The organism is Amycolatopsis sp. cg9, assembly GCF_041346945.1.
In the GTDB taxonomy this organism is placed as follows: Bacteria; Actinomycetota; Actinomycetes; order Mycobacteriales; family Pseudonocardiaceae; genus Amycolatopsis.
In genome coordinates this window covers 5416698-5442167 of sequence record NZ_CP166850.1, presented here as the reverse complement: position 1 = coordinate 5442167, position 25470 = coordinate 5416698, and the positions used below count along the sequence as shown (strand labels likewise).

Here is a 25470-nt window from a genome sequence, read left to right as displayed (position 1 = left end):
CCGAACGAAACGTCTACTTCATGGAGCACCCGTGGCCGCACCAGCAACGCCGCTCGCGCCGAACGCGCGGGGCGTGCGAAACGTCGCCTTCGTCGAGGGGGTACGGACCCCCTTCGGCAAGGCCGGCGACAAGGGCATCTACGCCGGGACGCGGGCGGACGACCTCGTCGTCAACGCCATCCGCGAGCTGCTGCGGCGGCACCCCGAACTGCCGCCCGAGCGCGTCGACGAGGTGGCCATCGCCGCCACCACCCAGATCGGCGACCAGGGCCTGACCATCGGCCGCACCGCCGCGCTGCTCGCCGGGCTGCCGAAGTCGGTACCCGGCTTCGCCATCGACCGGATGTGCGCCGGCGCGATGACCGCGGTCACCACCACCGCGTCCGGCATCGGCTTCGGCGCCTACGACATCGCCATCGCCGGTGGCGTCGAGCACATGGGCCGGCACCCGATGGGCGAGGGCGTCGACCCGAACCCGCGGATCATCGCCGACAAGCTCGTCGACCCGACCGCGCTCGTCATGGGCCAGACCGCCGAGAACCTGCACGACCGCTTCCCGGAAATCACCAAGCTGCGCACCGACACCTACGCCGCGCGCAGCCAGGAGAAGTACGCCGAAGCCGTCAAGACCGGCAAGATCGGCCCCGAGCTGGTCCCGGTCGCCACCCGCTCGAAGGAGCTGGGCTGGGGCCTGGCCACCGAGGACGAGCCGCCGCGGCCCGGCACCACGCTGGAGACGCTCGCCGGGCTGAAGACGCCGTTCCGCCCGCACGGCCGGATCACCGCGGGCAACGCGGCCGGCCTGAACGACGGCGCCACCGCCTCGATCCTCGCCGACGAGGACACCGCCCGCGAGCTGGGCCTGCCGGTCGCGATGCGGCTGGTCGGCTACTCCTTCGCCGGCGTCGAGCCCGAGGTCATGGGCATCGGCCCGGTGCCCGCCACCGAGAAGCTGTTCAAGCGCACCGGTCTTTCCATCGACGACATCGGCCTGTTCGAGATCAACGAAGCCTTCGCCGTGCAGGTGCTGGCCTTCCTCGACCACTTCGGCATCGCCGACGACGACCCGCGCGTGAACCAGTGGGGCGGCGCGATCGCGTGCGGTCACCCGCTGGCTTCCTCCGGCGTCCGGCTCATGACGCAGCTGGCGCGCCAGTTCGCCGAGCGGCCGGACGTCCGGTACGGCATCACCACGATGTGCATCGGCATCGGCATGGGCGGCACCGTGATCTGGGAGAACCCGGCCTTCGAGGGGGCGAAGTAATGACTTTCACCGCTGAAGAAGCGAAGGCCGCCTTCCCGGACGAGGTCGTCACGCACGCCGTGACCCGCCTCGTGAAGGTGCCCGGGCTCGAGAAGCCCGTCGCGCTGATCACCCTCGACAACGGCCACGACCACACCCGGCCGAACACCTTCGGCCCCCAAGGTCTGGTCAGCCTGAACGCGGCCATCGACAAAGCCTTCGAGGCCGAGCCGGCCGCGATCGCCGTCACCGGCAAGCCGTTCATCTTCGCCGTCGGCGCGGACCTCTCCGGCGTCGAGTCCGTGAGCGACCCGAAGCTGGCGCGCGAGATCGCCCAGACCGGGCACGACGTGTTCCGCCGCCTCACCGAGACGGAGATCCCGACCTTCGGGTTCATCAACGGCGCGGTCATGGGCGGCGGCCTCGAGCTGGCGCTGTCCTGCCACTACCGGACGCTGTCGGAGAACACCGCGGCCATCGCGTTCCCCGAGGTCTTCCTCGGCCTGTTCCCGGGCTGGGGCGGCACGCAGCTGCTGCCGAACCTCATCGGCGCCGACGCCGCCGTCACGGTGATCGTCGAGAACGCCCTGGCGCAGAACAAGATGCTCACCGTCAAGCAGACGGCGGAGCTCGGCATCGTCGACGCGGTCTTCGGCTCGGCCGACTACCTCGAGCAGTCGCTGCTGTGGCTGGCGAAGGTCGTCAACGGCGAGATCACGCCGGAGCGCCCCGAGATCGACCGCGGCTCCGGCTGGGACGCCGCGATCGCCCGCGCCAAGTCCATTGTGGACGGCCGGACGCACGGCGCTTCGCCGGGCGCCACCAAGGCCGTCGAGCTGCTGGCGCTGGCCCGCGACAACGACCTCGACCGCGGCTACGCGGCCGAGACCGACGGCCTCGCCGAGCTGCTCATGTCCGACGTCCTGCGCGCCGGGCTGTACTCGTTCAACCTGGTCAACAAGCGCGCCAAGCGCCCGGCCGGCGCGCCGGACAAGTCGTTGGCCCGCAAGGTGAACAAGGTCGGCATCGTCGGCGCCGGCCTGATGGCCAGCCAGCTCGCGCTGCTGTTCGTGCGCCGCCTCAAGGTGCCGGTCGTGCTGACCGACGTCGACCAGGCGCGCGTCGACAAGGGTGTCGGGTACGTCCACGCCGAGATCGACAAGCTCCTCGGCAAGAAGCGCCTGTCCCCGGACGGCGCGAACCGGCTGAAGGCACTGGTCTCCGGCTCGCTCGACAAGGCCGCGTTCGCCGACGCGGACTTCGTCATCGAGGCCGTCTTCGAGGAGCTGGGCGTCAAGCAGCAGGTGTTCGCCGAGCTGGAGCAGCACGTCAAGCCCGAGGCGATCCTGGCGACGAACACCTCGTCGCTGTCGATCACCGCGATGGCGTCGAAGCTGCAGCACCCCGAGCGCGTGGTCGGCTTCCACTTCTTCAACCCGGTCGCCGTGCTGCCGCTGCTGGAGATCGTCCGCGGCGAGCAGACCGACGACGCGGCCCTGGCGACCGCGTTCTCGGTCGGCAAGCAGCTCAAGAAGTCCAGCGTGCTGGTGAAGGACGCTTCGGCGTTCGTCGTGAACCGGCTCCTGCTGCGCTTCCTCGGCGAGGTGCTGGTCACCGTCGACGAGGGCACGCCGTTCGACGTCGCGGACAAGGCTCTGGAACCGCTGGGCCTGCCGATGACGCCGCTGACGCTGATGCAGCTCGTCGGCCCGGCCATCGCGCTGCACGTCGGCGAGACGCTGCACGAGGCGTTCCCGGACCGGTTCACCGTGTCCGACAACCTCGCGAAGTTCGTCAAGGCGGGCAAGAAGGGCGTCTGGGTCTGGGATTCCCAGGGCAACCAGTCCGCCGACCCCGAGGTCGTCGAGCTGTGGACGCAGGGCGACCAGCCGTCCACCTCGGAGCAGGTGCGCGAGCGGGCGCTGTCGGCCATCGCCGAGGAGATCCGGATCATGCTCGACGAGGGCGTGGTCGCCGAGGCGCAGGACATCGACCTGTGCCTGATCCTGGGCGCGGGCTGGCCGTTCTGGAACGGCGGCATCACGCCGTACCTGGACCGCTCCGGTGTGTCCGAGCGGGTGAACGGCAAGCCGTTCCTCGCCCCGGGCGTGGCCTCGGTTCCGGCTTCCTAGTATTCGCCCTCCCGAGGGCACTTCGGCGGCGGCGCAGTGAGTTTCAGCTGCGCCGCCGTCGTGTCGGAGTCGATCACCGTCACGCGCTCGGCGGTCCGGAAGCGCGCGTGCAGCTCCTGCGCCCAGGTCTTCAGGTCCGTCCCCGGGACGGCGAGCAGCGAGACCGACGGCGGGTCCACGAACACCCGCCGCGCCTTCGGGTCGGCGCGAAGGGACTGCATCGACCCCTGCAGCTCGGCCTCGGACGGGAAGACCACGACGACCGCCGCGCACAGCGTGTGGCCGGCCAGCGGTGCCGGGTTCGTGTCGACCGGCAGGTCCGGCGGGCGCTCCAGGGCCGCGACGCCGAAGGCCAGCCCCATCCCGACGGCGAGGGCCAGCGCGACGGCCGGGGCGACCACGCGGACCAGCGGCTTTTCCTCCACGTCCAAGATCACAGCACACGTTGGCCGCCGGGACACCGCCCGTTCACCCCGGCGGCTTAGCGTCCCGCCGTGACCACCGACAGACGCCGGTTCCTCAAGGGTGCCGGGCTCGCGGCCGCCGCCGCGGGCGTGCCCCTCCCCACCCCGGAAAGCCTCGACGTGAGCCGGTTGTGCGGCCGCTACCAGTGGCTGGTGGGCGACCACCACACGCACAGCCAGTACTCGTACGACGCGATGTACCGGATCGACCAGATCGCGCGCGGCGGGCGGGCGCACGGCGCCGACTGGATCGTCTTCACCGACCACGGCCACGCCGAGCACGAGCAGGTGTCGGTCGAGCCGACGGAACAGGACTTCCTCGCCGCCCGGCGGAAGTACCCGGACCTGCTGCTGTGGCACGGCATGGAGTGGAACGTCCCGGGCGCCGAGCACGCGACCGTGTTCTTCCGGGCCGGCGAGCAGCAGGCCGCGAAGCTGCGCGAGTTCGAGCGGGCCTTCGACTGGCGGCTGACGAACTCCGAGGCGTCGAGCCCGGCGAACGAGGCTCTCGCGCTGCGGGCGCTGCGCTGGCTCGCCGAGGAAGAACGCGCGCGGCGGATCCACGCGCCGGTCGTGCTGGTCAACCACCCGCTGCGCAACGGCCGCGTCGCGCCGCACGAGCTGCGCGCCTACCGCGACGCCGCACCCCACATCGTGATCGGGATGGAGGGCGCGCCCGGCGCCCAGGCCGACGGCTTCCCGAAGCCGCTCGGCAACGGCGGCGCGCGCGGCGGGTACGCCAACGGCCCGGGCCCGAACTCGTGGCCGGGCTACCCCGCCGAGGCGTACCGGACGTTCGGCGGCTGGGACTGGGCGACGGCGAAGGTCGGCGGGCTCTGGGACTCGCTGCTCGCCGAGGGCAAGCCGTGGTGGATCACCACCAACTCCGACTCGCACTACAACCGCGGTGACACGCTGGTCCGCCCGGACGTGCCGGGCGACTGGTACGACACGCACGGCAAGTACCCGGACCCGGTCGACAGCGGTGTCCCGCAGCTGGTTCCGCCGTACGCCGACTTCTACCCCGGCGAGTTCAGCCGGACGCACGTCGGCGTCACGCGGCGCAGCCTCGAAGGCGTGCTGGAAGGGCTGCGAGCGGGCCGGATCTGGCTCTCGCACGGCGGTCTGGCCCAGTCGCTCGAAGTCGGCGCGTACGGCGGCGGGTCCGCGGCGACGCTCGGCGGGCGGCTGCGGGTGCGCCGCGGCTCGGACGTCACGCTGGTGGTGGCCGCGCGGACGGCGTCCCGGCCGAACGGCGGCGGCTCGATCCCGCGGCTGGCCCGGCTGGACGTCGTCGCGGGCCCGGTCACCGGGCCGGTGGCCGACGCCGACGCGATGACGGCGCCGGGCACGCGGGTCGTCGAGTCGTTCGAGCCGCGCTGGGCGCCCGGGCGGCAGGTCGTGTTCCGGCACACCTTCCGGAACGTGCGCTCGCCGTTCTACGCGCGGATCCGCGGGACGAACCGCGATTCCGAGCCCGCTCCGGACACGATCGGGCAGGCGAACCCGTTCGAGGACTTGTGGTTGTACGCGAACCCGATTTTCGTGGACGTGTGCTGAACGGGAGAGCGCTGCTCGTACGGGTGGTCATGATCGGGTTGCGGTGGCTGCTGCGGCTGCCCGCGCCGGTGCTGCGCGTGCTCGCGGGCCGTCCGGTGGTGGTGGACGGGCGGCAGCCGGTGCCGACCGCGCGGCTGCTGATGCGGGTGTCGCGGTTCGCGCCGTTCGACGCGCCGCACCGGAACGGCAGCCTGTCGCGGGCCCGGGCCGAGCTGAACCTGGCGGGCGCGCTCGCGGGTGCCGGGATCTGCCCGGGCGTCCGGACGCGCGACTCGTCGTGGCCGGGCCCCGGCGGGCCGCTGCCGCTGCGGCGCTACGAGCCGGCCGGGATCCCGGCGCCCGGCCCGGCGCTCGTGTACTTCCACGGCGGCGGGTTCGTGCTCGGCAGCCTGGACACGCACGAAGGCGCGTGCCGGCTGCTGGCCGAGGAAGCCGGGGTCCGGGTGGTGTCGATCGGCTACCGCCTGGCGCCGGAACACCCGTTCCCCGCGGCGGCTTCCGACGCGGTGGCGGCGTTCTCCTTCGTCCACGGCCACGCGGCGGAGTTCGGCGCCGACCCGGCCCGGCTCGCGGTGGGCGGCGACAGCAGCGGCGGCAACCTGGCGGCGGTGGTGGCCCACGCGGCCGCCCGCGGCGAACTGCCCCGCCCGGCGTTCAGCCTCCTGCTCACCCCGGCGACGGACGCGCTCGGGGAGTCGGCGTCGCACCGGCAGTTCGGCTCGGGCTTCCGGCTCGACCGGGACGAGTGGGCCTGGTACCGCGACCAGTACGTGCACGACCCGGCGCGCTACCGGGACCGGCGGGCGTCGGTCCAGTACGACGACACCCTCGAAGGCCTCCCGCCGACGTACGTGGCGACCTGCGGCTTCGACCTGCTGCGCGACGAAGGCGAGGCTTACGCGGCCCGCCTGGCCGCGGCGGGGGTCCCGCTGGTGCACCGGCGCCACGAAGGCCAGCTGCACGGCTTCGCCAACCGCGTCGGCATCGACCCGGACGCCCGCGCGGCGATGATCCACGCGGCCGGCGTCCTCCGCGCCGGTCTCGCGCTGGCCGGGTCGTGAGTGTTCAGGGCGGTTAGAACCGCCCTGAACACTCACGAGGTCGTCAGCGGACGGGGAGGTGGACGGTCACCCCGAGGCCGCCGCCCACGATCGGCTCCGCCGTCACGCTCCCGCCGTGCGCCTGGACCGCCGCCCGCACGATCGAGAGCCCCAGGCCGGCGCCGTGGCGGGCGGTGCGGGCGACTCCCGCGCGGCGGAACGGCTCGAACAGCTCCGCCACCGTCGCCGGGTCCACGAGGCCGCCCGAGGACCGGACCCGCAGCGTCGACCACCGCGGGCCGGGCTGGGTCACGACGTCGAGCCAGCCGGCATCGACGTTGTGGCGGACCGCGTTCTCCAGCAGGTTGCCCGCGATCCGCTCCAGCAGCGCCGGGTCGCCGAACGCCGGCGCCGACGGCGTGCTGAACGACGCCTGGATGCCGCGGGCGGCGGCCTCCCGGTCGACCGCGCGCCAGGCCCGGTCGACCACGACGGCGAGGTCGACCGGCTCGCGCACGCCGAGCCCGGCGCCGTCGGTGCGGGCCAGCAGCAGCAGCGAGTTCACCAGCTGCCCGGCCCGCTCGGTCGCGTCGCGGACCACCCCGCCCATCCGGCGCAGCTCGGCCACGTCGGCGTCGTCGTCGGCGAGGGTGACGTCGAGTTCCGTGCGGATCACCGACAACGGCGTCCGCAGCTCGTGGCTCGCGTTCGCGACGAAGTGCCGCTGGGCGTCGAACGCCGCCTGGAGCCGGTCGAGCATGTCGTCGAACGTGCCCGCCAGCTCGGCGAGCTCGTCCCGCGAGCGCACTTCGCCGATCCGCTCCCCCAGCGACTCGACCGACAGCCGCCGGGCGGTGCCGGTGATCTCGCGCAGCGGCAGGAGGACGCGCGAGGTGAACGTCCAGGCGAGGATCGCCGCGGCCGCCACCACGAACAGGAACGCGATCGACCCGAACAGCAGCATCCGGTTGCGGGCGTGCACGCGCAGGTGCTCGGCGAGCGTCGAGGCGTCGACCGTGACGCCGTCGACGACCACCGTGCTGCCCGGCGGCATCTGCGGCACGGTGTCGAGCGAATCCCGGACCAGCGTCCAGGCCAGCCAGAGCAGCAGCAGGCTGACGGCGGCGACCAGCACGGTCGCCAGCAGGGTGATCCGGGCGCGGAGGCTGCGGGTGCCCGGCAGGTTCACGCGCGTGGCGCGCCGGGCTCCGGCACCCGGTACCCGGAGCCGACGACGGTCTCGATGATCCCCGGCTCGCCGAGCTTCTTGCGCAGCGTCATGACGGTGACCCGGACGGTCGTGGTGAACGGGTCGGCGTTTTCGTCCCACACGCGTTCGAGCAGCTCTTCGCTGCTGACCACCGAACCGGCGGCCGACAGCAGGACCTCGAGCACGCCGAACTCCTTGCGCGTCAGCTCCACCGGCCCGCTGGCCCGGCGGACGGTCCGCTTGGCCGGGTCCAGCTCGACGTCCCCGGCGGTGAGCAGCGGCGGCGCGGCCGGCGTGGCCCGGCGGCCGAGCGCCCGGACGCGGGCGACCAGCTCGGGGAAGGCGAACGGCTTCGCGAGGTAGTCGTCCGCGCCGAGGGAAAGCCCGTCGACGCGATCGGACACCGAGCTGCTCGCGGTCAGCATCAGCACCCGGGTCAGCTCCCCGGACGCGACGATCTCGCGGCACAGCTCGTCACCGGACATCCCGGGCAGATCCCGGTCCAGCAACACGACGTCGTACCGCGTGACGGCGGCCTTCTCGTGCCCGTCGTCCCCGGTGAGCGCGACGTCCACGGCCATGCCCTCGCGGCGCAGGCCACGGGCGATCGCGTCGGCCAGGGGTTCTTCGTCCTCGACTACCAAAACTCGCACGAGCCCACAATCCCATATTTTCCTGAGAGTGCCCTTTAAGGACTGTGTGCTTCGGGTGAGGCCCACCGCAGGGCGAACCACAGCCGCATCCGGGCCTCCGGATCGGCCAGATCCACCGCCAGCGCCCGCTCCACCTGCGCGATCCGGTGCCGGACGCTGTTGCGGTGCACGCCCAGCTCCGCCGCCGTCGGTTCCCAGGCGCCGTGGTGGGCCAGCCACGTCCGCAGCGTGCGCACCAGCGAACGGTCCCCCGCCCGGTCGAGGGCGACCAGCGGCTCCAGCACCTTCTCCGCGAAGCCCCGGGAAGCGTCCGGAGCCACCAGCGCGTCGAAGTCCGGCGGGCCGCTCTCCGCGACCACGGGACGGCCGAGTGCCCGGGCCCGCGCCAGCAGCAGCTCCACCTCCGCCGACCCCGACGCCGGCCGGGCCGCGGGCACCGGTGCGCCCACCGCCGCCAGCCAGCCGTGGGCGCGCAGGTCCTCCAGCACCGGAAGCGACGGCGGAACCCCCGCGATCGCCACGAAAGCCGGGCCGGGCAGCACCGAAACCAGCGGGGTGTCGAGCCGGGCGCGCAGCCAGTCCGGACGCTGGGCCACCTCGTCGGGGCCGCGCCGGTACGCCGCCCCGGCGACCAGCCGGACGACGTCCGAGCCGAGCAGCGCGGCAGCCACCCCGTCGGGGGACGTGCGGCCGAGGAGCAGGCCGGTCGCCGCCGCACCCAGTTCGGCCGCGTCCGAGCCGGCGCGGCCGACCAGGCCGAGCAGGGCCGCGCCGACCGCGAGGATCGCCCGGTCGGCGCCGTCGAAGCGGCCGGGCCGGCCGACCACCACCAGGTGCGACGCCGTCGCCTGCGGGTACACCGGCTGGACCACCACGAACCCGCCGTCGACCTCGGTGGTCGCGCTGCGGATCCCGCTGCCCGCCCGCACGGTCGCCACCAGTTCCCGCACCGGCGGCGGCAGCGGCGCCGGCGCGTCGTGCGCCGAGGCCAGCACGTCCCCGGCGCCGACCAGCGCGACCCACGACCGCAGCTGCGCGGCCAGCGACGACGTCAGCTCGCCCAGCCCGCCGCCCGCCGCGCGGGTCAACGTCTCCCGGGCCGCGGTGATCCGCCGCTGCTCGCGCTGCCCGGCCTCGGTCAGGGCCACCGACACCGCCCGGTTGATCGCCAGGAACGGCGTCCGCGCCGGCACCACCAGCAGCGGCAGCCCGTGCCGCGCGCAGGCCCGGCGCAGCGGCTCCGGCAGCGTTTCGAAGACCGTCGGGGTGAGCCCGAACCCCAGCGCCGTCACGCCGGCGTCGCGCAGCCCGCGCACGTACCGGTCGAGCCGCGCCGGCAGGTTGACGCCCGCGGTGAGGATCAGCTCGCCGCCGACCAGGTAGGGCGCGGGGTCCTGCAGCTCGCTGACGTGCGCCCAGCGCACCGGCGCGTCCAGCGCGCCCGGCCGCAGGGTCTCGGGGACGACGTGGAGCGCGAGCTCCCGGTTGCCGACCACGTCCCGTAACGGGACATTCACTTCGGTGGCCATCGCATCCGTGATCGAGGTCATTTCATCCCCGCCGAGGTCGACATGGAGATGAATCATCCCATGCCGGAAGGGTGGCGGGCGAACCTACGGTGACCCGAACACCACCGCCACGAAGGTAAGGAGACCACCGTGACCGGCGACTACGCGGTGATCGCGCTGTACATCGCGGGCATGATCGGGGTCGGCTGGTACGGCCTGAAGCTCGCGAAGACGAAGTCCGACTACCTCGTCGCCGGACGGCGGCTGGGCTGGTTCATGTACTCCGGCACGATGTCGGCCGTCGTGCTCGGCGGCGCGTCCACCGTCGGCGGCGTGAAGCTCGGCTACACCTACGGCATCTCCGGCATGTGGCTGGTCGTCAGCATCGGCGTCGGCATCCTCGTGCTGCACACGCTGTTCGCGCGCCGGCTGGTGAAGCTCAAGGTCTACACCGTCGGCGAGATGCTCGACCTGCGCTACGGCGGCCGCACCAGCGCGGTGTCCGGCGTCGTCATGTGGGGCTACACGCTGATGCTCACGGTGACCTCGACGCTGGCCTTCGCGACCATCTTCAAGGTCCTGTTCGACCTGCCGAACTGGGCGGGCATCGCCGTCGGCGGCTCGATCGTCGTCCTCTACTCGGTGCTCGGCGGCATGTGGTCGATCACGCTCACCGACATCGCCCAGTTCGTCATCAAGACCATCGGCATCCTGGCGATCCTGCTGCCGGTCGCGATCAGCTCCGCCGGCGGGTTCTCCGGCATGAGCGAAAAGCTCGACGCGAACTTCTTCAGCTTCACCTCGATCGGCACCGACACGATCATCACCTACTTCGTCATCTACACCTTCGGCCTGCTCATCGGCCAGGACATCTGGCAGCGCGTGTTCACCGCCCGCACGCCGGGGATCGCGACGTCCGGCGGCATCACCTCCGGCGTCTACTGCCTGGTCTACGGCCTGGCCGGGGCCCTGATCGGCACCGCGGCGCACACGCTGTACCCGGACCTCGCCAGCGCGCAGGACGCCTTCGCGACGATCGTCGAGCGCCTGCTCCCGACCGGGGTCCGCGGCCTGGTGCTGGCCGCCGCGCTGTCGGCGATGATGTCGACGGCGAGCGGCGCGCTGATCGCGTGCGCCACCACCACGACGTCGGACCTGCTCACCAAGATCGGCCTGAAGAAGGGCGGCGAGGTCAGCCGGAACCGGCTCGCGACGCTGGTGCTCGGGCTGATCGCGATCGGCATCGCGATGGTCGTCGACGACGTCGTCAACGCCCTCACCATCGCCTACGACATCCTGGTCGGCGGCCTGCTGGTGGCGATCGTCGGCGCGCTGTTCTGGAAGCGCGGCACCCGCCAGGGCGCGTACGCGTCGATGGTCGCGGGCACGGTGTCGGTGGTCGCGTTCATGATCATCGACGGCGTCGACGCCAACACCCCGATCTACTGGGGCCTCGGCGCGAGCCTGGTGGTGTACCTGGCCGTCAGCTTCGCCACGCCCCGCACCGCCGACTCGATCCTCTCCGTCTGGACCCGCCGCCTCAACGGCGAAGACACGCACAACCCGACCCGGGAACAGGAGCCCAGCAGTGCCTAACATCGGACCCCTCGACTCGTCGCGCGTCCCCCGGTTCGCCGGCTTCGCGACCTTCGCGCGGCTGCCGCGCATCGACCAGGTCGACCGCGCCGACGTCGCCGTCGTCGGGGTGCCCTTCGACTCCGGCGTGTCCTACCGGCCGGGCGCGCGGTTCGGCCCGGCGGCCGTCCGCGAGGCGAGCCGGCTGCTGCGGCCGTACCACCCGGAGCTGGACGTCTCGCCGTTCGCCGAGAAGCAGGTCGTGGACGCGGGCGACATCGCGGTCAACCCGTTCAACATCGGCGAAGCGATCGAGACGCTGCAGCAGGAAGCCGAAGCGCTGCAGGCGGACGGGACGCGGCTGGTCACCGTCGGCGGCGACCACACCATCGCCCTGCCGCTGCTGCGGGCGGCGGCGAAGAAGCACGGGCCGGTCGCGCTGCTGCACTTCGACGCGCACCTGGACACCTGGGACACCTACTTCGGCGAGCCGTACACCCACGGCACCCCGTTCCGGCGGGCGTCCGAGGAAGGCATCCTCGACACGAGCGCGCTGTCGCACGTCGGCACGCGCGGGCCGCTGTACGGCAAGCGCGACCTGGAAGAGGACCGCCGCCTCGGCTTCGGCATCGTCACCTCCGGCGACGTCATGCGCCGCGGCGTCGCCGAGACCGTCGACGCGCTGCGGCAGCGCATCGGCGACCGGCCGCTGTACATCTCGGTCGACATCGACGTGCTCGACCCGGCCCACGCGCCCGGCACCGGCACGCCCGAGGCGGGCGGGCTGACCAGCCGCGAGCTCCTGGAGATCCTGCGCGGGCTGCGCGACCTCAACCTGGTCGGCGCGGACGTCGTCGAGCTGGCCCCGGCCTACGACCACGCCGAGATCACCGCCATCGCGGCCTCGCACGTCGCCTACGACCTGGTGAGCCTGCTGACCCTCGGGAAGGGCGAATGACGCGCATCGGCGGTGACGTCGTCGTCGAAACGCTGCGGGCGCTGGGCGCCGACACGGTGTTCGGCCTGCCCGGCCAGCACGCGCTGGGCCTGTTCGAGGCGCTGCGGCGCGCCGACGACCTGCGCGTGATCAGCGGGCGGGTCGAGAACAACCTCGCCTTCGCCGCCGACGGCCACGCCCGCGCGCGGCTGGCCGCCACCCCCGACGGCCCGGTACCGGTCACGCCCCTGATCGTCTCGACCGGCCCGGGCGCGCTGCTGACGCTGGCCTCCCTGCAGGAGTCCCGCGCGGCTTCGGTGCCGGTGCTCGGGATCTCCAGCCAGGTCCCGGTCGCCGGGCTCGGCGGCGGGCGGCACGGCTACCTGCACGAGCTGCCCGACCAGCAGGCGAGCTTCGCCGGCGTCGTGAAGTCGGTGCACGTCGTGCGCCGCGCGAGCCAGATCCCGTCGGCCCTGCGCGAAGCCTGGACGTCGGCCTCGACCGCGCCCTACGGCCCGGTGTGGGTCGAGATCCCCCAGGACGTGCTGCTCGGCCCCGCCGGGCTCCCGCCGATCACGTCGGTGCCGGCCACTCCCCCTCCCCTGGCTCCCCTGCCGGAGCTGGTCACGGCCGCGGCCGAGCTGCTGGCGGCAGCTTCGAACCCGGTGATCCTGGCGGGCGGCGGCGCCCTGCGGTCCGGCGCGCACGCCGAGCTGACGGCGCTCGCCGAAGCGTTGCGCGCACCGGTGATCTCGACGTTCGGCGGCAAGGGCGTCTTCGGCTGGGACCACGAGCTGTCCGGGCGGTCCTGGCTGGAGGACTGGCACACCACGGAGTTCCTCGCCGCCGCGGACGTGCTGCTGGTGCTCGGCTCCGGGCTGGGCGAGCTGTCCAGCAACTACCGCGAGTTCGCCCCGCGCGGCCGGGTGATCCAGGTCGAGGCCGATCTCGGCAAGCTGGAGTCCAACTACCCCGCCCTGGGCATCCACGCCGACGTACGACTGACGGTGCAGGCGCTCCTGGAGTGGGTGCCGATGCGGGCGTCCGACGGCCGGGCCGAGGCTGCGGTTTCGGGTTTGCTCTCGCGCGTCGAGTCACGGCTGGCCGGCCAGGACCTGGCCGTCGAACGCAAGCTGATCGACGACATCCGCGCGGCGGTCCCCGAGGGCACCCAGACGTTCTGGGACATGACGATCGCCGCGTACTGGGCCTGGTCGGCGTGGAACCCCGAGGGCGCGCCGATCCACACCGCGCAGGGTGCGGGCGGCCTGGGCTACGGCCTGCCGGGCGCGCTCGGCGGCGCGGCGGCCGGGAGCCCCACGCTCGCGGTATCCGGCGACGGCGGCGCGATGTACGGCCTCGCCGAGCTGGCCACCGCGGTCCAGCACGGCCTCGACGTCACGTGGCTGGTGATCGACGACGGCGGCTACGGCATCCTCCGCGAATACCTCACGGACACCTTCGGCCGCACGACGGCGACCGAGCTGGCCCGCCCCGACTTCGTGGGGCTGGCTTCGTCGTTCGGCGTCCCGGCGACCTTGTCCTCTTTGGACACGGTGGGCGCCGACCTCGCGGCGGCCTTGCGGACACCGGGGCCGTCCGTCGTCGTCCTCCCCGCGTTGCTGAAGATGTTCGCGCCGACCCACCTGGAGCAGGCATGACCCGCACGCTCGACCTGACCGACCCGGCGACCGGCGAAGTGTTCGGCACCAGCACCGTGGCCTCGCAGTCCGATGTGGACAACGCGCTCGTAGCGGCGGCGCAAGCGTTTGCGATCTGGCGTCGCAGCACCCCGGCCCAGCGGCAGCTGGCGCTGCTGAAGATCGCCGACGCCCTCGAAGCCCGCGCCGGGGAGTTCGCCGACCTCGAGGTGCGCGAGACCGGCAAGATCCGGTCGGTCGTCCTCGAAGAAGAGATCCCGGAGTGCGTGAGCGCGCTGCGGTTCTTCGCCGGGGCGGCCCGGCACCTGGAGGGCACCGCGGCCGGCGAGTACGCGCCGGGCCACACGTCGGTGATCCGCCGCGAGCCGGTCGGCGTCTGCGCGCAGATCGCGCCGTGGAACTACCCGCTGATGATGGCGGTCTGGAAGATCGCGCCGGCGCTGGCCGCGGGCAACACCGTGGTGCTCAAGCCGGCCGAGACGACGCCGTCGACCGCCGTACTGCTGGCCGAGGTCGCCGCCGAGTTCCTGCCGGCGGGCGCGTTCACCGTGCTGACCGGCGACCGCGACACCGGCCGCGCCCTGGTCGAGCACCCGATCACCGCGCTCGTCTCGATCACCGGGTCGACGCGGGCGGGCATCGACGTCGCCACCGTCGCGGCCGCGGACCTCAAGCGCACCCACCTGGAGCTGGGCGGCAACGCGCCGCTGCTGGTCTTCCCGGACGTCGACCTCGCCGCTACGGCCGAGGGCATCGCCGGCGCGGCGTTCTACAACGCGGGGCAGGACTGCACCGCGGGCAGCCGGGTGCTGGTCCAGGAGTCGATCCACGACGACTTCGTCGCCGCGCTGGCGAAGGTCGCCGCTTCGCGGACTCCGGGCGTCGACTACGGGCCGCTGAACAGCGCGGCGCAGTTCTCGCGCGTCGAGGGCCTGATCTCGCGGCTGCCGTCGCACGCGCGGATCGAGACCGGCGGCACGCGGTTCGGCGCGCGGGGCTTCTCCTTCGCCCCCACGGTGGTTTCCGGCCTGCGCCAGGACGACGAGATCGTCCAGGAGGAGATCTTCGGCCCGGTCATCACCGTGCAGTCCTTTTCGGACGAAGCTGCGGGCGTGGCGCTGGCCAACGGCGTCCCCTACGGACTGGCGTCCTCGGTGTGGACGAACGACCTCGGTGTCGCCGCGCGGGTGTCGGCCGAGCTGGACTTCGGCTGCGTCTGGGTCAACACGCACGGCCCGCTGGTCGCCGAGATGCCGCACGGCGGGTTCGGCCACTCCGGCCACGGCAAGGACCTCTCGGCGTACGCCTTCGCCGAGTACACCCGCGTCAAGCACGTGATGACGAGGTTCGCATGAGCGACAAGATCACCGAGGTCGAGCAGCACGGCATCGCGCCGATCCCGCCGGAGGAGCAGACGTCGCGCCCGCGCGACCTGTTCCGGATGGCGTTCGGCGGCGCGAACACGTTCGCCACGATCATCCTGGGCACGCTGCCGATCGCCTACGGGCTGAGCTTCCGCGACGCGGCGCTGGCGACCGCGCTCGGCGTCGCCGTGGGCGGGCTGGTGCTCGCGCCGATGGCGTTGTTCGGGCCGCGCACGCGCACCAACAACGCGGTCTCGTCCGGCGCGCACTTCGGCGTGGTCGGCCGGTGCGTCGGGTCGTTCCTGTCGCTGCTGACGGCGATCACGTTCTTCGCGATCTCGGTCTGGGTCAGCGGCGACGCCGTGGCCGGCGCGGCACAACGACTCTTCGGCTTCGACGGTGGCGCGGTGCTGCGCGGGATCGCGTACGGCGTGATCGCGATCGCGACGCTGGTGGTGTGCATCTACGGCTACCGGTTCATGCTGCTGGTCAACCGGATCGCGGTCGTCCTCGGCACGCTGATCATGCTGCTGGGGATCCTGGCGTACGGCGGCACGTTCGACCCCGGCTACGCGGGCACCGGAACGTACGCGCTGGGCACGTTCTGGCCGACGTTCACCCTGGCGGCCCTGACCGCACTGGCCAACCCGATCTCGTTCGGCGCGTTCCTCGGCGACTGGGCCCGCTACATCCCGTCTTCCTTCAGCAAGCGCTCCCTGCTGACGGCGCCGTTCCTGGCCCAGGTGGCAACGCTGCTCCCGTTCGGCTTCGGCATCGCGACGGCGACCCTGGTCGCGGACCCGGCCGACTACATCACCGGCCTGACGGCGATTTCCCCGCTCTGGTACGCGATCCCGCTGATCGTGGTCGCGCTGATCGGCGGCCTCTCGACGGGCACGACATCGCTGTACGGCACGGGCCTGGACTTCAGCTCGATCTTCCCGCGGCTGTCCCGGGTCCAGGCGACGCTCCTGATCGGCACGCTGAGCGTGGCGTTCATCTTCGTCGGCAACTTCGTGCTGGACATGGTGTCGAGCATCAACGCGTTCGCAACGCTGATCGTGCTGTGCACCTCGCCGTGGATGGTGATCATGATGATCGGCTTCGTCCAGCGCCGCGGCTTCTACGACGTCGACGACCTGCAGGTGTTCAACGAAGGGCGTCGCGGTGGCCGGTATTGGTTCGCCCGAGGGGTGAACTGGCGCGCGATGGCGGCCTGGATCCCCGCGACGACGCTGGGCCTGCTGTGCGCGAACACGCCGATGATCGCGGGCCCCCTGCGGGATGTGGCGGGCGGGGTGGACATCAGCCTGCTGGTGACGCTGGTGACGGCGGCGGTGGCGTACCCGGTGCTGGTGAAGCTGTTCCCGGAGCCGCCGGAAGTGTTCGGCTCGGCTCCGATCCCGGTCACCACCGCGCTGCCGGCCGAAGCCTGACCCGCCCCCGCCCGTGGGGCGCCCCCCGTTTTCCACTCTACCGGCGGGCACCGACAGTTCCGGAGCGCGAAAGCACGCCTGGCGACACCCCGGCCCCAGCCGGGGCGCTCAGCTGCGGTCGGCGCTCTTCTCGGTCTGCTCGGAAGCCGTGCCCAGGCGGCCCGAAGCCCACTCCGTCACCCGGCGGGCCACGTCCTGCGCCGTCAAGCCGATGCGCGCCAAGACCTCGTCGCGGCTCCCCAGGTCGTGGAACGACTGCGGCACCGCCAGGTCGCGCAGCGGCACATCGCACTCGGCGTCGCGGAACATCGCCGCCAGGGCCGAGCCGAAGCCGCCGTGGCGGCCGCTGTCCTCGACCGTCACCACCAGTTTGTGCTGTGACGCCAGCGCGACCAGCTCGGCCGGGACCGGCAGGACCCAGCGCGGGTCCACCACCGTCACGCCGATGCCCTGGTCGGCCAGCCGGTCCGCGGCCGCCAGGCCGAGGGTCGCGAACGCGCCGACCGTCACCAGCAGGACGTCCGCGCCCTCCGTGGGGCGGCGCAGCACGTCGACCGTGCCGATCCGCTCGACGGCGGTGACGTCGGTGCCGACCTTGCCCTTCGAGAAGCGCAGCGCCGTCGGGCCGTCGGCCACGTCGACGGCTTCGTTCAGCTCTTCGCGCAGCGTCGCCGGGTCGCGCGGCGCCGCGACGCGCATGCCCGGGACCATGCCGAGCAGCGAGAGGTCCCACATGCCGTGGTGGCTCGGCCCGTCCGGCCCGGTGATGCCGGCCCGGTCGAGCACCAGCGTCACCGGCAGGCGGTGCAGCGCGACGTCCATCAGCACCTGGTCGAACGCGCGGTTGAGGAACGTCGAGTAGATCGCGACCACCGGGTGCAGCCCGCCCATCGCGAGCCCGGCGGCCGAGGTGACCGCGTGCTGCTCGGCGATGCCGACGTCGTACCAGCGGTCCGGGAAGGACTCGGCGAACTTGTCCAGCCCGGTCGAGCGCAGCATCGCCGCGGTGATCGCGACGACGTCCTCGCGCTCGGCGCCGATCTTCGCCAGCTCTTCGCCGAACACCCCGGTCCAGCTCGGGCCCTTCACCGGCGGCAGGCCGGTCTCCGGGTCGATCGGGTCGGTCTGGTGCATCTGGTCGTGCTCGTTGTTCACCGCGGGCGCGTAGCCGTGGCCCTTCTCGGTCACCACGTGCACGATCACGGCGCCGCCGAACGCCTTCGCGCTGTGGAACGCCTTCTCCAGCGCCACCTGGTCGTGGCCGTCGACCGGGCCGAGGTACTTCAGGCCGAGGTCGGAGAACATCGCCTGCGGGCTCAGCGCGTCCTTCAGCCCGGCCTTCGCGGCGTGCAGCGCGGCGTAGATCGGCTTGCCGACGACCGGGGTGTGCTTGAGGAGCTCGCGGCCGCCGTCGAGGAGCCGCTCGTAGCCGGGCTGCAGGCGCAGCGCGGCGAGGTGGTCGGCCAGCCCGCCGATGGTCGGCGAGTACGACCGGCCGTTGTCGTTGATCACGATGACGACCGGGCGGTCCCGGTGGGCGGCGATGTTGTTGAGCGCCTCCCAGCACATCCCGCCGGTGAGCGCGCCGTCGCCGACGACGGCGATCGCGTGCCGCCCGCCGCCGTCCAGCGCGAACGCCTTCGCCAGGCCGTCCACATAGGACAGGCCGGACGACGCGTGGCTGCTCTCCACCCAGTCGTGGTCACTCTCCGCGCGCGACGGGTAACCGGTGACGCCGCCGGTCTGGCGCAGCAGGTCGAACCCGGCCGCCCGGCCGGTGACGATCTTGTGCACGTACGCCTGGTGGCCGACGTCCCACACGATCGCGTCGCGCGGCGAGTCGAACACGCGGTGCAGCGCCAGGGTGAGCTCGACGACGCCGAGGTTCGGCCCCAGGTGCCCGCCCGCGCGGCGGACCTTGTCGACGAGGAAGTCCCGGATCTCGGCAGCCAGTTCGCCGAGGTCCTCGACACTCATGCGCTTCAGGTCCGCCGGCCCGCTGAGGGACTCCAGCATCGTCACTCGTCTCCACCTCGCTCGTCTTCGGACACCCCACCTTCCGGCCAGTCTACGGAGACCCGCCAGGGTGGTTCCGCCCGCCGCGTCCGGCATCACAGGCGGAGAGCGATCACCCGTCAGCACCCGGGGTGAACCTCGTCTCCCCGCCGTGCTGTGGCGGTCACGCGGCGTGGCCACGAGAATGGCGGCCATGGCGGACTTCTTCATCGGCGGCGACTGGGTGGACGCACGGGACGGCGGGCGCCGGGAGATCCGCTGCCCGGCCGACGGTTCCCTGGTCGCGGCGGTCGCCGAGGGCACCGCCGAGGACACCGGGGCGGCCATCGCGGCGGCGCGCCGGGCGTTCGACGCCGGCCCGTGGCCCGGCACGCCCGCGCACCTGCGCGGTGACCTGCTGCTGCGCACCGCGGACCTGCTCGACCGCGACGCGGAGGCGTTCGCGCGCGCCGAGTCGCTCGACACCGGCAAGCGCCTGGTCGAGAGCCGCTACGACATGGCCGACATCGCGGCCTGCCTGCGCTACTTCGGCAAGCTCGCGGCGCAGGACGCCGGCCGCGTCGTCGACACCGGCAACCCGGACGCGATCAGCCGGATCGTGCACGAGCCGGTCGGCGTCTGCGGGCTGATCACACCGTGGAACTACCCGCTGCTGCAGACGGTGTGGAAGATCGCGCCGGCGCTCGCGGCGGGCAACACGTTCGTGCTCAAGCCCAGCGAGCTGACACCGCACACGGCGATCCTGTTCCTGAAGCTGCTCACCGAGGCGGGCCTGCCGCCCGGTGTGGGCAACCTGGTGCTCGGCGCCGGCGCCGAGGTGGGCGCGCCGCTGGCGACCCACCCGGACGTCGACCTGGTGTCGTTCACCGGCTGCCTGGCCACCGGCAGGGTGATCGCCGCGGCGGCCGCGGGCACGGTCAAGAAAGTGGCCCTCGAGCTGGGCGGCAAGAACCCGAACGTGGTCTTCGCCGACGCCGACTTCGAGACCGCGGTCGACTACGCGCTGACGGCGGTGTTCCTGCACTCGGGCCAGGTCTGCTCGGCGGGGGCGCGGCTGATCGTGCAGCGGGAGTGGCACGGCGAGTTCGTCGACGAGCTGGTGCGCCGCGCCGAGCGGATCCGCCTGGGCGGCCCGTTCGACGACCGCGCGGAGACGGGCCCGCTGATCTCGGCGGCGCACCGGTCCAAGGTGGAGGCGTACGTGGCCGCAGCCCTGGCGGAGGGCGCGGTGCTGCGCACGGGCGGCCGCCGACCGGAGGATCCGGCGCTGGCGGAGGGCTTCTACTACCTGCCGACCATCCTGGACGAGGTGCGGCAGGGCTCGTCGGCGGTGGTCGAGGAGTCGTTCGGGCCGGTCCTGACGGTCGAGACGTTCACCGACGAGGACGACGCGGTCCGCATCGCCAACGACACGCACTACGGCCTGGCCGGCGCGGTGTTCACCCAGGACGCTTCGCGCGCGCAGCGAGTGGCCGGGCGGCTGCGCCACGGGACGGTGTGGATCAACGACTTCCACCCGTACCTGCCGCAGGCCGAGTGGGGCGGCTACAAGCAGTCGGGGTTCGGCCGCGAGCTGGGCCCGGCGGGGCTGGCGGAGTACACCGAGGTCAAGCACATCTACCAGAACCTGCGCCCGGGCCCGCAGCACTGGTTCGCGGGCTGAGTAGCCCGTTCGGGATCATTCGAACGGCCCAGCGCGGGTTTTCCGGCTTTATGCTGCCTGACGTGACGCAGTGGCGAGGGCCGCGAGCCGTACTGGTGGCGGTGGCCGGGCTCGGGGTGATCGCGGGCCTGACCCTGCGCACGGCGACGTTCCCGGCCGCGCTGCCCCCGGGCACCCCGGACCCGGAACTGGCGGTGGGCCTGCGCCTCGTCTGCGCGGCGGCGGTCCTGGTGGCGGGGACACTGGCGTACCTGACCTTCGCCCGGCGGCAGGACGAGCCACTGGCGATGGCGTGCCTCCCGGGCCTGGTGGTGACGGGCGTGGTCCTGCGCCACCTGGTGGTGACGTTGCCCGGCGTGACCCGCTTCCAACCGGCGGCACGGGTGCTGCCGGGGGCGGGCGCGTGGGTGCTGCTGGCCTCGGGAGTGGCGATGACGGCGACGGGCCTGGCCGCGGCGTTCGCGGTGCGGCGGGCAGGCTGACGCAGGCCAGGCGCCCCGCACCCCGGCCGGGCCGAGCTCCAGGAACGCCGTGACGCCGTCGGCGGCCAGGGTCGTGACGCCGTCGGCGAACCGGACGGCGCCGCGGACGTGCCGGACCCAGTAGTCCGCTGTGGACTGGCCTTGCTCCGCGGACTCTCGCGGGAGACGTTGGCGCGCCCATGCTTCGGGCAGCTCGCTCCCCGCGGGCGCACGGCTGCCTGCCGCAAGGGCCCGCGCCGATGCGGCAGGCAGCGCAAGCAACCACGCCAGCCCCGCCGAGCAGCCTCACCTCGCACAGGTGCACAAGCCAGCCGGCCGCGCCGGTCAGCGCCGATGCGGCAAGCGGACCTAGCCCGAGCACGCACGCCGGCCCACCAGCGTCGAGCAGCCTGCACCAGGCAGCCAGCCACACCGGACCCGCGCCAACGCGCAAACGAACCGGCACAGCACGCACGCCGGCCGACCCGCGCCGAGCAGGATGCCGAGGCAGCCAGTCGCGCTGGCCCGCGCCGATGCGGCAGGCAGCGCAAGCAACCACACCAGCCCCGCCGAGCAGCCTCACCCCGCACAGGTGCACAAACCGGCCGCCCGGACCGGCGTCCACGCCGCAAGCAGCGCACACCAGCAGGCCAGGCCCCTCAAGCCGCGCGCCGACCTCCTCCCCAGGAACGCCGCCAGCCGGTCCGCCGCCGTCGCCTCCGCCAGGGCCGGGACCTCCGGGCCGAACGGGCCGCCCGGCTGCCGCGGCGTCGCCCCGAAGCGGGATCGCCACTGCTCCAGCGCACTCACCGCCAGGTCCGGCAGCAAGTCCGTCGATGCGCCGGTCGCGTCCGCGATGTCCCAGCCGTGCACCACGTACTCGTTGACCCGCATGTGCACCAGGAACACCCCCGGTACCTCGCCCAGCGGAGTCGTCACCGTCCGCGTCAGCAACCCCGGCGAGACCAGCACCGTCCGCGCGCGCAAGACCGAGGCCGCGAACGCCTCCACCGGCGAGGCACCCAGGTAGTCGCCCTCCGGCGCCGGTGGTCCCGCGCCCGCCCAGAACGCCACCTTCGCGTTCCCGTGCGCCAGGTGGTTCACCACCGCGCGCACGTCCCAGTCCGCGCACGCCGTCGGTGCGTCCCAGGCGCCGACCGCCGACACCAGGCCGGTCACCGCCGAAGCCGCCAGGTCGAAGTCCTCGAGTGGGGTCATGGCAGCAGTGTTACCGCCACCACCGACAAAAACTCAGGACAGCAGCGCCACGCACTCCACGTGGTGGGTCATCGGGAACGCGTCGAACGCCCGCAGATCGGTCAGCGAATACCCGTGCGAGGCGAACGTGGCCAGGTCGCGGGCCAGCGCCGCCGGGTCGCAGGCCACGTACACGATCCGGTCCGGGGCGCCCGCCACGATGGACTCCACGACCGCCTTGCCCGCGCCCTTCCGGGGCGGGTCCAGCACCACGACGTCGACCGGCTTGGCCGCCGACTCGAGCACGTGCTCCACGCGCCCCGCCTGCCACGAGACCTGCGGGAGGTCCGCCAGGTTCCGCTCGCCGTCGGTGACCGCGCGGCGGCCCGACTCGACCGCCAGCACGCGGCCCGAAGCGCCGACCTGCGCGGCCAGCACCGACGCGAACAGCCCGACCCCGGCGTACAGGTCCCACGCCGACCCGCCCGCCGGTGCTTCCGCCCACTCGGCGACGACCGCCGCCAATGTGGGCGCCGCCGCCGGGTGGACCTGCCAGAAGCCGTGGGCGTCGAGGCGCCAGTCGCGGCCCGCCGCGTGCTGGACGGCCACGCCGCCCGACAGCTGGCGGGCGCGGACCTTGCCGCGGACCGTCGACAGCTCGCGCACGTGCCGGGTGCCGTCGCCGTCGCTGGTCACTTCCAGCTCGGCACCCGGGCGCCAGCGGCGCGCGAGGACGTCGTCCAGCGCGCCCGGCACCGCGATCGGGCACTTCTCCAGCGGCACCACCCGGTGGCTGTGGTGGGCGCGCAGGCCCGCGCGCCCGTCCCGGCCGGCCACCAGCCGGACGCGGCTGCGCCAGTCCAGCGACCCGCCCTCCAGCGCCTCCACGACGACCTCGCGCTCGATCCCGGCCAGCCGCCGCAGCTGCTCCGCCACCACGGCGGCCTTCAGCTCGCGCTGGTACGACGGCGCCGCGTGCTGCCAGTCGCACCCGCCGCACCCGCCGGGCGCCGCGAGCGGGCACGGCGGCTCGACCCGCGCGCCGGACGCCGACAGCACCTCGACCGCGTCGCCGCGGCAGAACGAACCGCCGTTGTCCTCGGTGACCTCGACGCGGACCCGCTCCCCCGGCAGCGCGTGCCGGACGAACACGACCCGGCCGTCGGCGCGCGCGACGCAGTGGCCGCCGTGCGCGACCGGCCCGACCTCGACCTCGAGGACCCGGCCCAGCCAGCTCGTCATTCGGCCGGCTCCTTCGGTTTCGGCGCGGCGGCCCGCTTGCCGTTGGGCGAGAACCCGCGCCGGACGTCGCCGGCCGCGGGACGTTCGTTCCGGACCCGCGCGGCCGCCTTGGCCGACGACTCCAGCTGCCACGGCACGCTCGCCACGATCACGCCGGACTGGAACAGCAGGCGGCCCTTGAGCCGCAGCGCGCTCTGGTTGTGCAGCACCTGCTCCCACCAGTGCCCGACCACGTACTCCGGGATGAACACGGTCACCACGTTGCGCGGGTTGTCCCCGCGCACGCGCTTGACGTAGTCGAGCACCGGCTTCGTGATCTCGCGGTAGGGCGACTCGACGACCTTCAGCGGCACCTTGAAGTTGTGGGCGTCCCATTCGGCGGTCAACCGGCGGGTGTCCGCGTCGTCCACGTTGACCGTCACGGCTTCGAGGACGTCCGGGCGCATCGCCTTGGCGTAGGCCAGCGCGCGCAGCGTCGGACGGTGCAGTTTGGACACCAGGACGATCGCGTGGTTGCGCGACGGCAGCACCGTCGGGGTGTCGCCGAGGTCCTTCAGCTCGTCGGCGACGCGGTCGTAGTGCCGCCGGATCGCGGTCATCAGCACGAAGATCGCCACCATCGCCGCGATCGCGATCCACGCGCCGAGCAGGAACTTGGTGATGAGCACGATCACCAGCACGACGCCGGTCATCGTCAGGCCGACCGCGTTGACCGTCTGCGAGCGCCGCATCCGCCGCCGCACCGCCGGGTCGGTTTCCCTGGCCAGCAACCGGTTCCAGTGCCGGATCATGCCGGCCTGGCTCACCGTGAACGACACGAACACGCCCACGATGTAGAGCTGGATGAGCCGGGTGACCTCGGCGTCGAACGCGATGATCAGCACCAGCGCGAACGCCGCCAGGAACAGGATCCCGTTGGAGAACGCCAGCCGGTCGCCGCGCGTGTGCAGCTGCCGCGGCAGGTAGCGGTCCTGCGCCAGGATCGAGCCCAGCACCGGGAAGCCGTTGAACGCGGTGTTCGCGGCCAGCAGCAGGATGATGCCGGTGGAGAAGGAGATGTAGTAGAACGCCGGCGGGAAGTCGGCGAACACCGCGTGCGCGATCTGCGCGACGATCGTCTTCTGCTCGTAGCCGGCCGGCGCGCCCGCGAGCTGTTCGGCCGGGTCTTCGGCGAACTTGACGTCGGTGATCGAGGCCAGCGTGATGATGCCGACCAGCATGGTCACCGCGAGCAGGCCCATCATCAGCAGCGTGGTGGCCGCGTTCTTCGACTTGGGCTTCTGGAACGCCGGGACGCCGTTGCTGATCGCCTCGACCCCGGTCAGCGCCGCCGCGCCGGAGGAAAACGCCCGCAGCACCAGGAACGCGTACGCCACGCCCGCGAAGGTGCCTTCGGCGTTCAGCGTGAAGCCCGCGCTCTCGGCCTTCATCTCGGTGCCGGTGGCCGCCTGCACCAGGCCCCACGCGACCATGACCAGAATGCCCAGGATGAACCCGTAAGTCGGGATCGCGAAAGCCTTCCCCGACTCCCGGATGCCGCGCAGGTTCAGCGACGTCAGCACGACGACGATGACGATCGAGGCCAGCACCTTGTGCTGCGCCACCCACGGGACGGCGGACCCGATGTTGGCCACACCGGACGAAGTGGACACCGCGACCGTGAGCACGTAGTCCACGAGCAGCGCGCTGGCCACGGTGAGGCCGAACTTGCCGCCGAGGTTGGTGTTGGCGACCTCGTAGTCGCCGCCGCCGCTCGGGTAGGCGTGCACGTTCTGCCGGTAGGACGCGACGACGACCAGCATGACCAGGGCGACCATGATGCCGATCCACGGCGCCAGCGCGTAGGCGGAGAGGCCCGCGACGCTCAGCGTCAGGAAGATCTCTTCCGGCGCGTACGCCACGCTCGAGAGCGCGTCGGACGCGAAGATCGGCAGCGCGATGCGCTTCGGGAGGAGCGTGTGAGCGAGCCTGTCACTGCGGAACGGACGTCCGAGGACCAGGCGTTTCAGCACGGTCGGGAACTTCGACACCACGGAAGCGTAACCGCCGGGGTGCACGGTAGGTTCGGCGCTGGCATGTCGGGGTAGGTACGGACGGGTAACCGCCGA

General features: G+C 72.8%; 19 protein-coding genes. 11 read left to right on the top strand and 8 right to left on the bottom strand.

Going from position 1 to position 25470, the window contains the following annotated elements; translation table 11 throughout:
- The first annotated feature begins 73 nt into the window (after window positions 1-73).
- Window positions 74-1264: an acetyl-CoA C-acyltransferase gene (locus AB5J73_RS25985; RefSeq protein ID WP_370973325.1), complete on the top strand. Its 1191-nt coding sequence runs from the start codon at window positions 74-76 to the stop codon at window positions 1262-1264.
- Window positions 1264-3375 carry a 3-hydroxyacyl-CoA dehydrogenase NAD-binding domain-containing protein gene (locus AB5J73_RS25980; protein ID WP_370961286.1) on the top strand — a complete coding sequence of 704 codons (2112 nt, stop codon included), beginning with the start codon at window positions 1264-1266 and terminating at the stop codon, window positions 3373-3375. The genes AB5J73_RS25985 and AB5J73_RS25980 overlap by 1 nt, the downstream gene beginning before the upstream one ends.
- On the opposite strand, the gene AB5J73_RS25975 is transcribed toward AB5J73_RS25980, so the two are convergent.
- The gene (locus tag AB5J73_RS25975; protein ID WP_370961284.1) at window positions 3372-3812 is read right to left on the bottom strand and encodes a hypothetical protein; all 441 of its coding nucleotides are present in this window, start codon (window positions 3810-3812) and stop codon (window positions 3372-3374) included. The two genes, AB5J73_RS25980 and AB5J73_RS25975, sit on opposite strands and share 4 nt — an antisense overlap.
- 57 nt (window positions 3813-3869) lie before the next feature.
- Between AB5J73_RS25975 and AB5J73_RS25970 the strand changes: the two genes are divergently transcribed.
- Together AB5J73_RS25970 and AB5J73_RS25965 are read left to right on the top strand one after the other, a co-directional pair.
- A complete protein-coding gene (locus AB5J73_RS25970) occupies window positions 3870-5399 on the top strand; it encodes a twin-arginine translocation signal domain-containing protein (protein WP_370961283.1) in 1530 nt (509 codons plus the stop codon).
- Window positions 5393-6460 carry an alpha/beta hydrolase gene (locus AB5J73_RS25965; protein WP_370961281.1) on the top strand — a complete coding sequence of 356 codons (1068 nt, stop codon included), beginning with the start codon at window positions 5393-5395 and terminating at the stop codon, window positions 6458-6460. The genes AB5J73_RS25970 and AB5J73_RS25965 overlap by 7 nt, the downstream gene beginning before the upstream one ends.
- 43 nt (window positions 6461-6503) lie before the next feature.
- Here AB5J73_RS25965 and AB5J73_RS25960 read toward each other — a convergent pair whose 3' ends face one another.
- Genes AB5J73_RS25960 through AB5J73_RS25950 form a run of 3 tightly spaced genes read right to left on the bottom strand, consistent with a single transcriptional unit; the run spans window position 6504 to window position 9831 of the window.
- Window positions 6504-7628 carry a sensor histidine kinase gene (locus tag AB5J73_RS25960; protein WP_370961280.1) on the bottom strand — a complete coding sequence of 375 codons (1125 nt, stop codon included), beginning with the start codon at window positions 7626-7628 and terminating at the stop codon, window positions 6504-6506.
- On the bottom strand, window positions 7625-8302 hold the full coding sequence (locus AB5J73_RS25955) for a response regulator transcription factor (protein WP_169734892.1): 678 nt from the start codon (window positions 8300-8302) through the stop codon (window positions 7625-7627). The genes AB5J73_RS25960 and AB5J73_RS25955 overlap by 4 nt, the downstream gene beginning before the upstream one ends.
- Window positions 8303-8337: 35 nt before the next feature.
- Complete coding sequence (locus AB5J73_RS25950) at window positions 8338-9831, bottom strand: PucR family transcriptional regulator (RefSeq protein ID WP_370961279.1); 1494 nt, start codon at window positions 9829-9831, stop codon at window positions 8338-8340.
- A 129-nt stretch (window positions 9832-9960) separates the two neighbouring features.
- Between AB5J73_RS25950 and AB5J73_RS25945 the strand changes: the two genes are divergently transcribed.
- From AB5J73_RS25945 to AB5J73_RS25925, 5 genes are read left to right on the top strand one after another with little or no spacing between them, the layout of a single operon-like run.
- Window positions 9961-11406: a sodium:solute symporter gene (locus AB5J73_RS25945; protein WP_370961278.1), complete on the top strand. Its 1446-nt coding sequence runs from the start codon at window positions 9961-9963 to the stop codon at window positions 11404-11406.
- A complete protein-coding gene (gene speB, locus AB5J73_RS25940; RefSeq protein WP_370961277.1) occupies window positions 11399-12343 on the top strand; it encodes an agmatinase in 945 nt (314 codons plus the stop codon). Before AB5J73_RS25945 ends, speB begins: the two co-directional genes overlap by 8 nt.
- Window positions 12340-13983: a thiamine pyrophosphate-binding protein gene (locus AB5J73_RS25935; protein WP_370961276.1), complete on the top strand. Its 1644-nt coding sequence runs from the start codon at window positions 12340-12342 to the stop codon at window positions 13981-13983. Before speB ends, AB5J73_RS25935 begins: the two co-directional genes overlap by 4 nt.
- Entirely contained in the window at window positions 13980-15338 is a 1359-nt protein-coding gene (locus AB5J73_RS25930) for an aminobutyraldehyde dehydrogenase (RefSeq protein ID WP_370961275.1), read from the top strand. Before AB5J73_RS25935 ends, AB5J73_RS25930 begins: the two co-directional genes overlap by 4 nt.
- The gene (locus AB5J73_RS25925) at window positions 15335-16783 is read left to right on the top strand and encodes a cytosine permease (RefSeq protein ID WP_370961274.1); all 1449 of its coding nucleotides are present in this window, start codon (window positions 15335-15337) and stop codon (window positions 16781-16783) included. Before AB5J73_RS25930 ends, AB5J73_RS25925 begins: the two co-directional genes overlap by 4 nt.
- A gap of 108 nt (window positions 16784-16891) precedes the next feature.
- On the opposite strand, the gene dxs is transcribed toward AB5J73_RS25925, so the two are convergent.
- On the bottom strand, window positions 16892-18805 hold the full coding sequence (gene dxs, locus AB5J73_RS25920) for a 1-deoxy-D-xylulose-5-phosphate synthase (protein WP_370961273.1): 1914 nt from the start codon (window positions 18803-18805) through the stop codon (window positions 16892-16894).
- Between the two features lie 187 nt (window positions 18806-18992).
- On the opposite strand from dxs, the gene AB5J73_RS25915 reads away from it, so the two are divergent.
- Together AB5J73_RS25915 and AB5J73_RS25910 are read left to right on the top strand one after the other, a co-directional pair.
- On the top strand, window positions 18993-20462 hold the full coding sequence (locus AB5J73_RS25915) for an aldehyde dehydrogenase family protein (RefSeq protein ID WP_370961272.1): 1470 nt from the start codon (window positions 18993-18995) through the stop codon (window positions 20460-20462).
- Window positions 20463-20524: 62 nt separating this feature from the next.
- The gene (locus tag AB5J73_RS25910; protein WP_370961271.1) at window positions 20525-20944 is read left to right on the top strand and encodes a hypothetical protein; all 420 of its coding nucleotides are present in this window, start codon (window positions 20525-20527) and stop codon (window positions 20942-20944) included.
- A 558-nt stretch (window positions 20945-21502) separates the two neighbouring features.
- Here the strand turns inward: AB5J73_RS25910 and AB5J73_RS25905 are convergent.
- The 3 genes from AB5J73_RS25905 to AB5J73_RS25895 are packed head-to-tail and all read right to left on the bottom strand — an operon-like array spanning window position 21503 to window position 25392.
- Window positions 21503-22141 (bottom strand): TIGR03086 family metal-binding protein, encoded by a 639-nt coding sequence (locus AB5J73_RS25905; protein WP_370961270.1) that lies wholly within the window; start codon window positions 22139-22141, stop codon window positions 21503-21505.
- Between the two features lie 33 nt (window positions 22142-22174).
- Complete coding sequence (locus AB5J73_RS25900) at window positions 22175-23362, bottom strand: class I SAM-dependent RNA methyltransferase (protein WP_370961269.1); 1188 nt, start codon at window positions 23360-23362, stop codon at window positions 22175-22177.
- Window positions 23359-25392 (bottom strand): APC family permease, encoded by a 2034-nt coding sequence (locus AB5J73_RS25895; protein WP_370961268.1) that lies wholly within the window; start codon window positions 25390-25392, stop codon window positions 23359-23361. The genes AB5J73_RS25900 and AB5J73_RS25895 overlap by 4 nt, the downstream gene beginning before the upstream one ends.
- Window positions 25393-25470: the final 78 nt, after the last annotated feature.

What these genes read in the sequence shown, in the direction of transcription:
- AB5J73_RS25980 (WP_370961286.1), top strand. Translation starts at nt 1,264, where the DNA reads ATGACTTTCACCGCTGAAGAAGCGAAGGCCGCCTTCCCGGACGAGGTC.
- AB5J73_RS25950 (WP_370961279.1), bottom strand. Translation starts at nt 9,831, where the DNA reads ATGGCCACCGAAGTGAATGTCCCGTTACGGGACGTGGTCGGCAACCGG.
- AB5J73_RS25935 (WP_370961276.1), top strand. Translation starts at nt 12,340, where the DNA reads ATGACGCGCATCGGCGGTGACGTCGTCGTCGAAACGCTGCGGGCGCTG.
- AB5J73_RS25930 (WP_370961275.1), top strand. Translation starts at nt 13,980, where the DNA reads ATGACCCGCACGCTCGACCTGACCGACCCGGCGACCGGCGAAGTGTTC.
- AB5J73_RS25925 (WP_370961274.1), top strand. Translation starts at nt 15,335, where the DNA reads ATGAGCGACAAGATCACCGAGGTCGAGCAGCACGGCATCGCGCCGATC.
- AB5J73_RS25915 (WP_370961272.1), top strand. Translation starts at nt 18,993, where the DNA reads ATGGCGGACTTCTTCATCGGCGGCGACTGGGTGGACGCACGGGACGGC.
- AB5J73_RS25905 (WP_370961270.1), bottom strand. Translation starts at nt 22,141, where the DNA reads ATGACCCCACTCGAGGACTTCGACCTGGCGGCTTCGGCGGTGACCGGC.
- AB5J73_RS25900 (WP_370961269.1), bottom strand. Translation starts at nt 23,362, where the DNA reads ATGACGAGCTGGCTGGGCCGGGTCCTCGAGGTCGAGGTCGGGCCGGTC.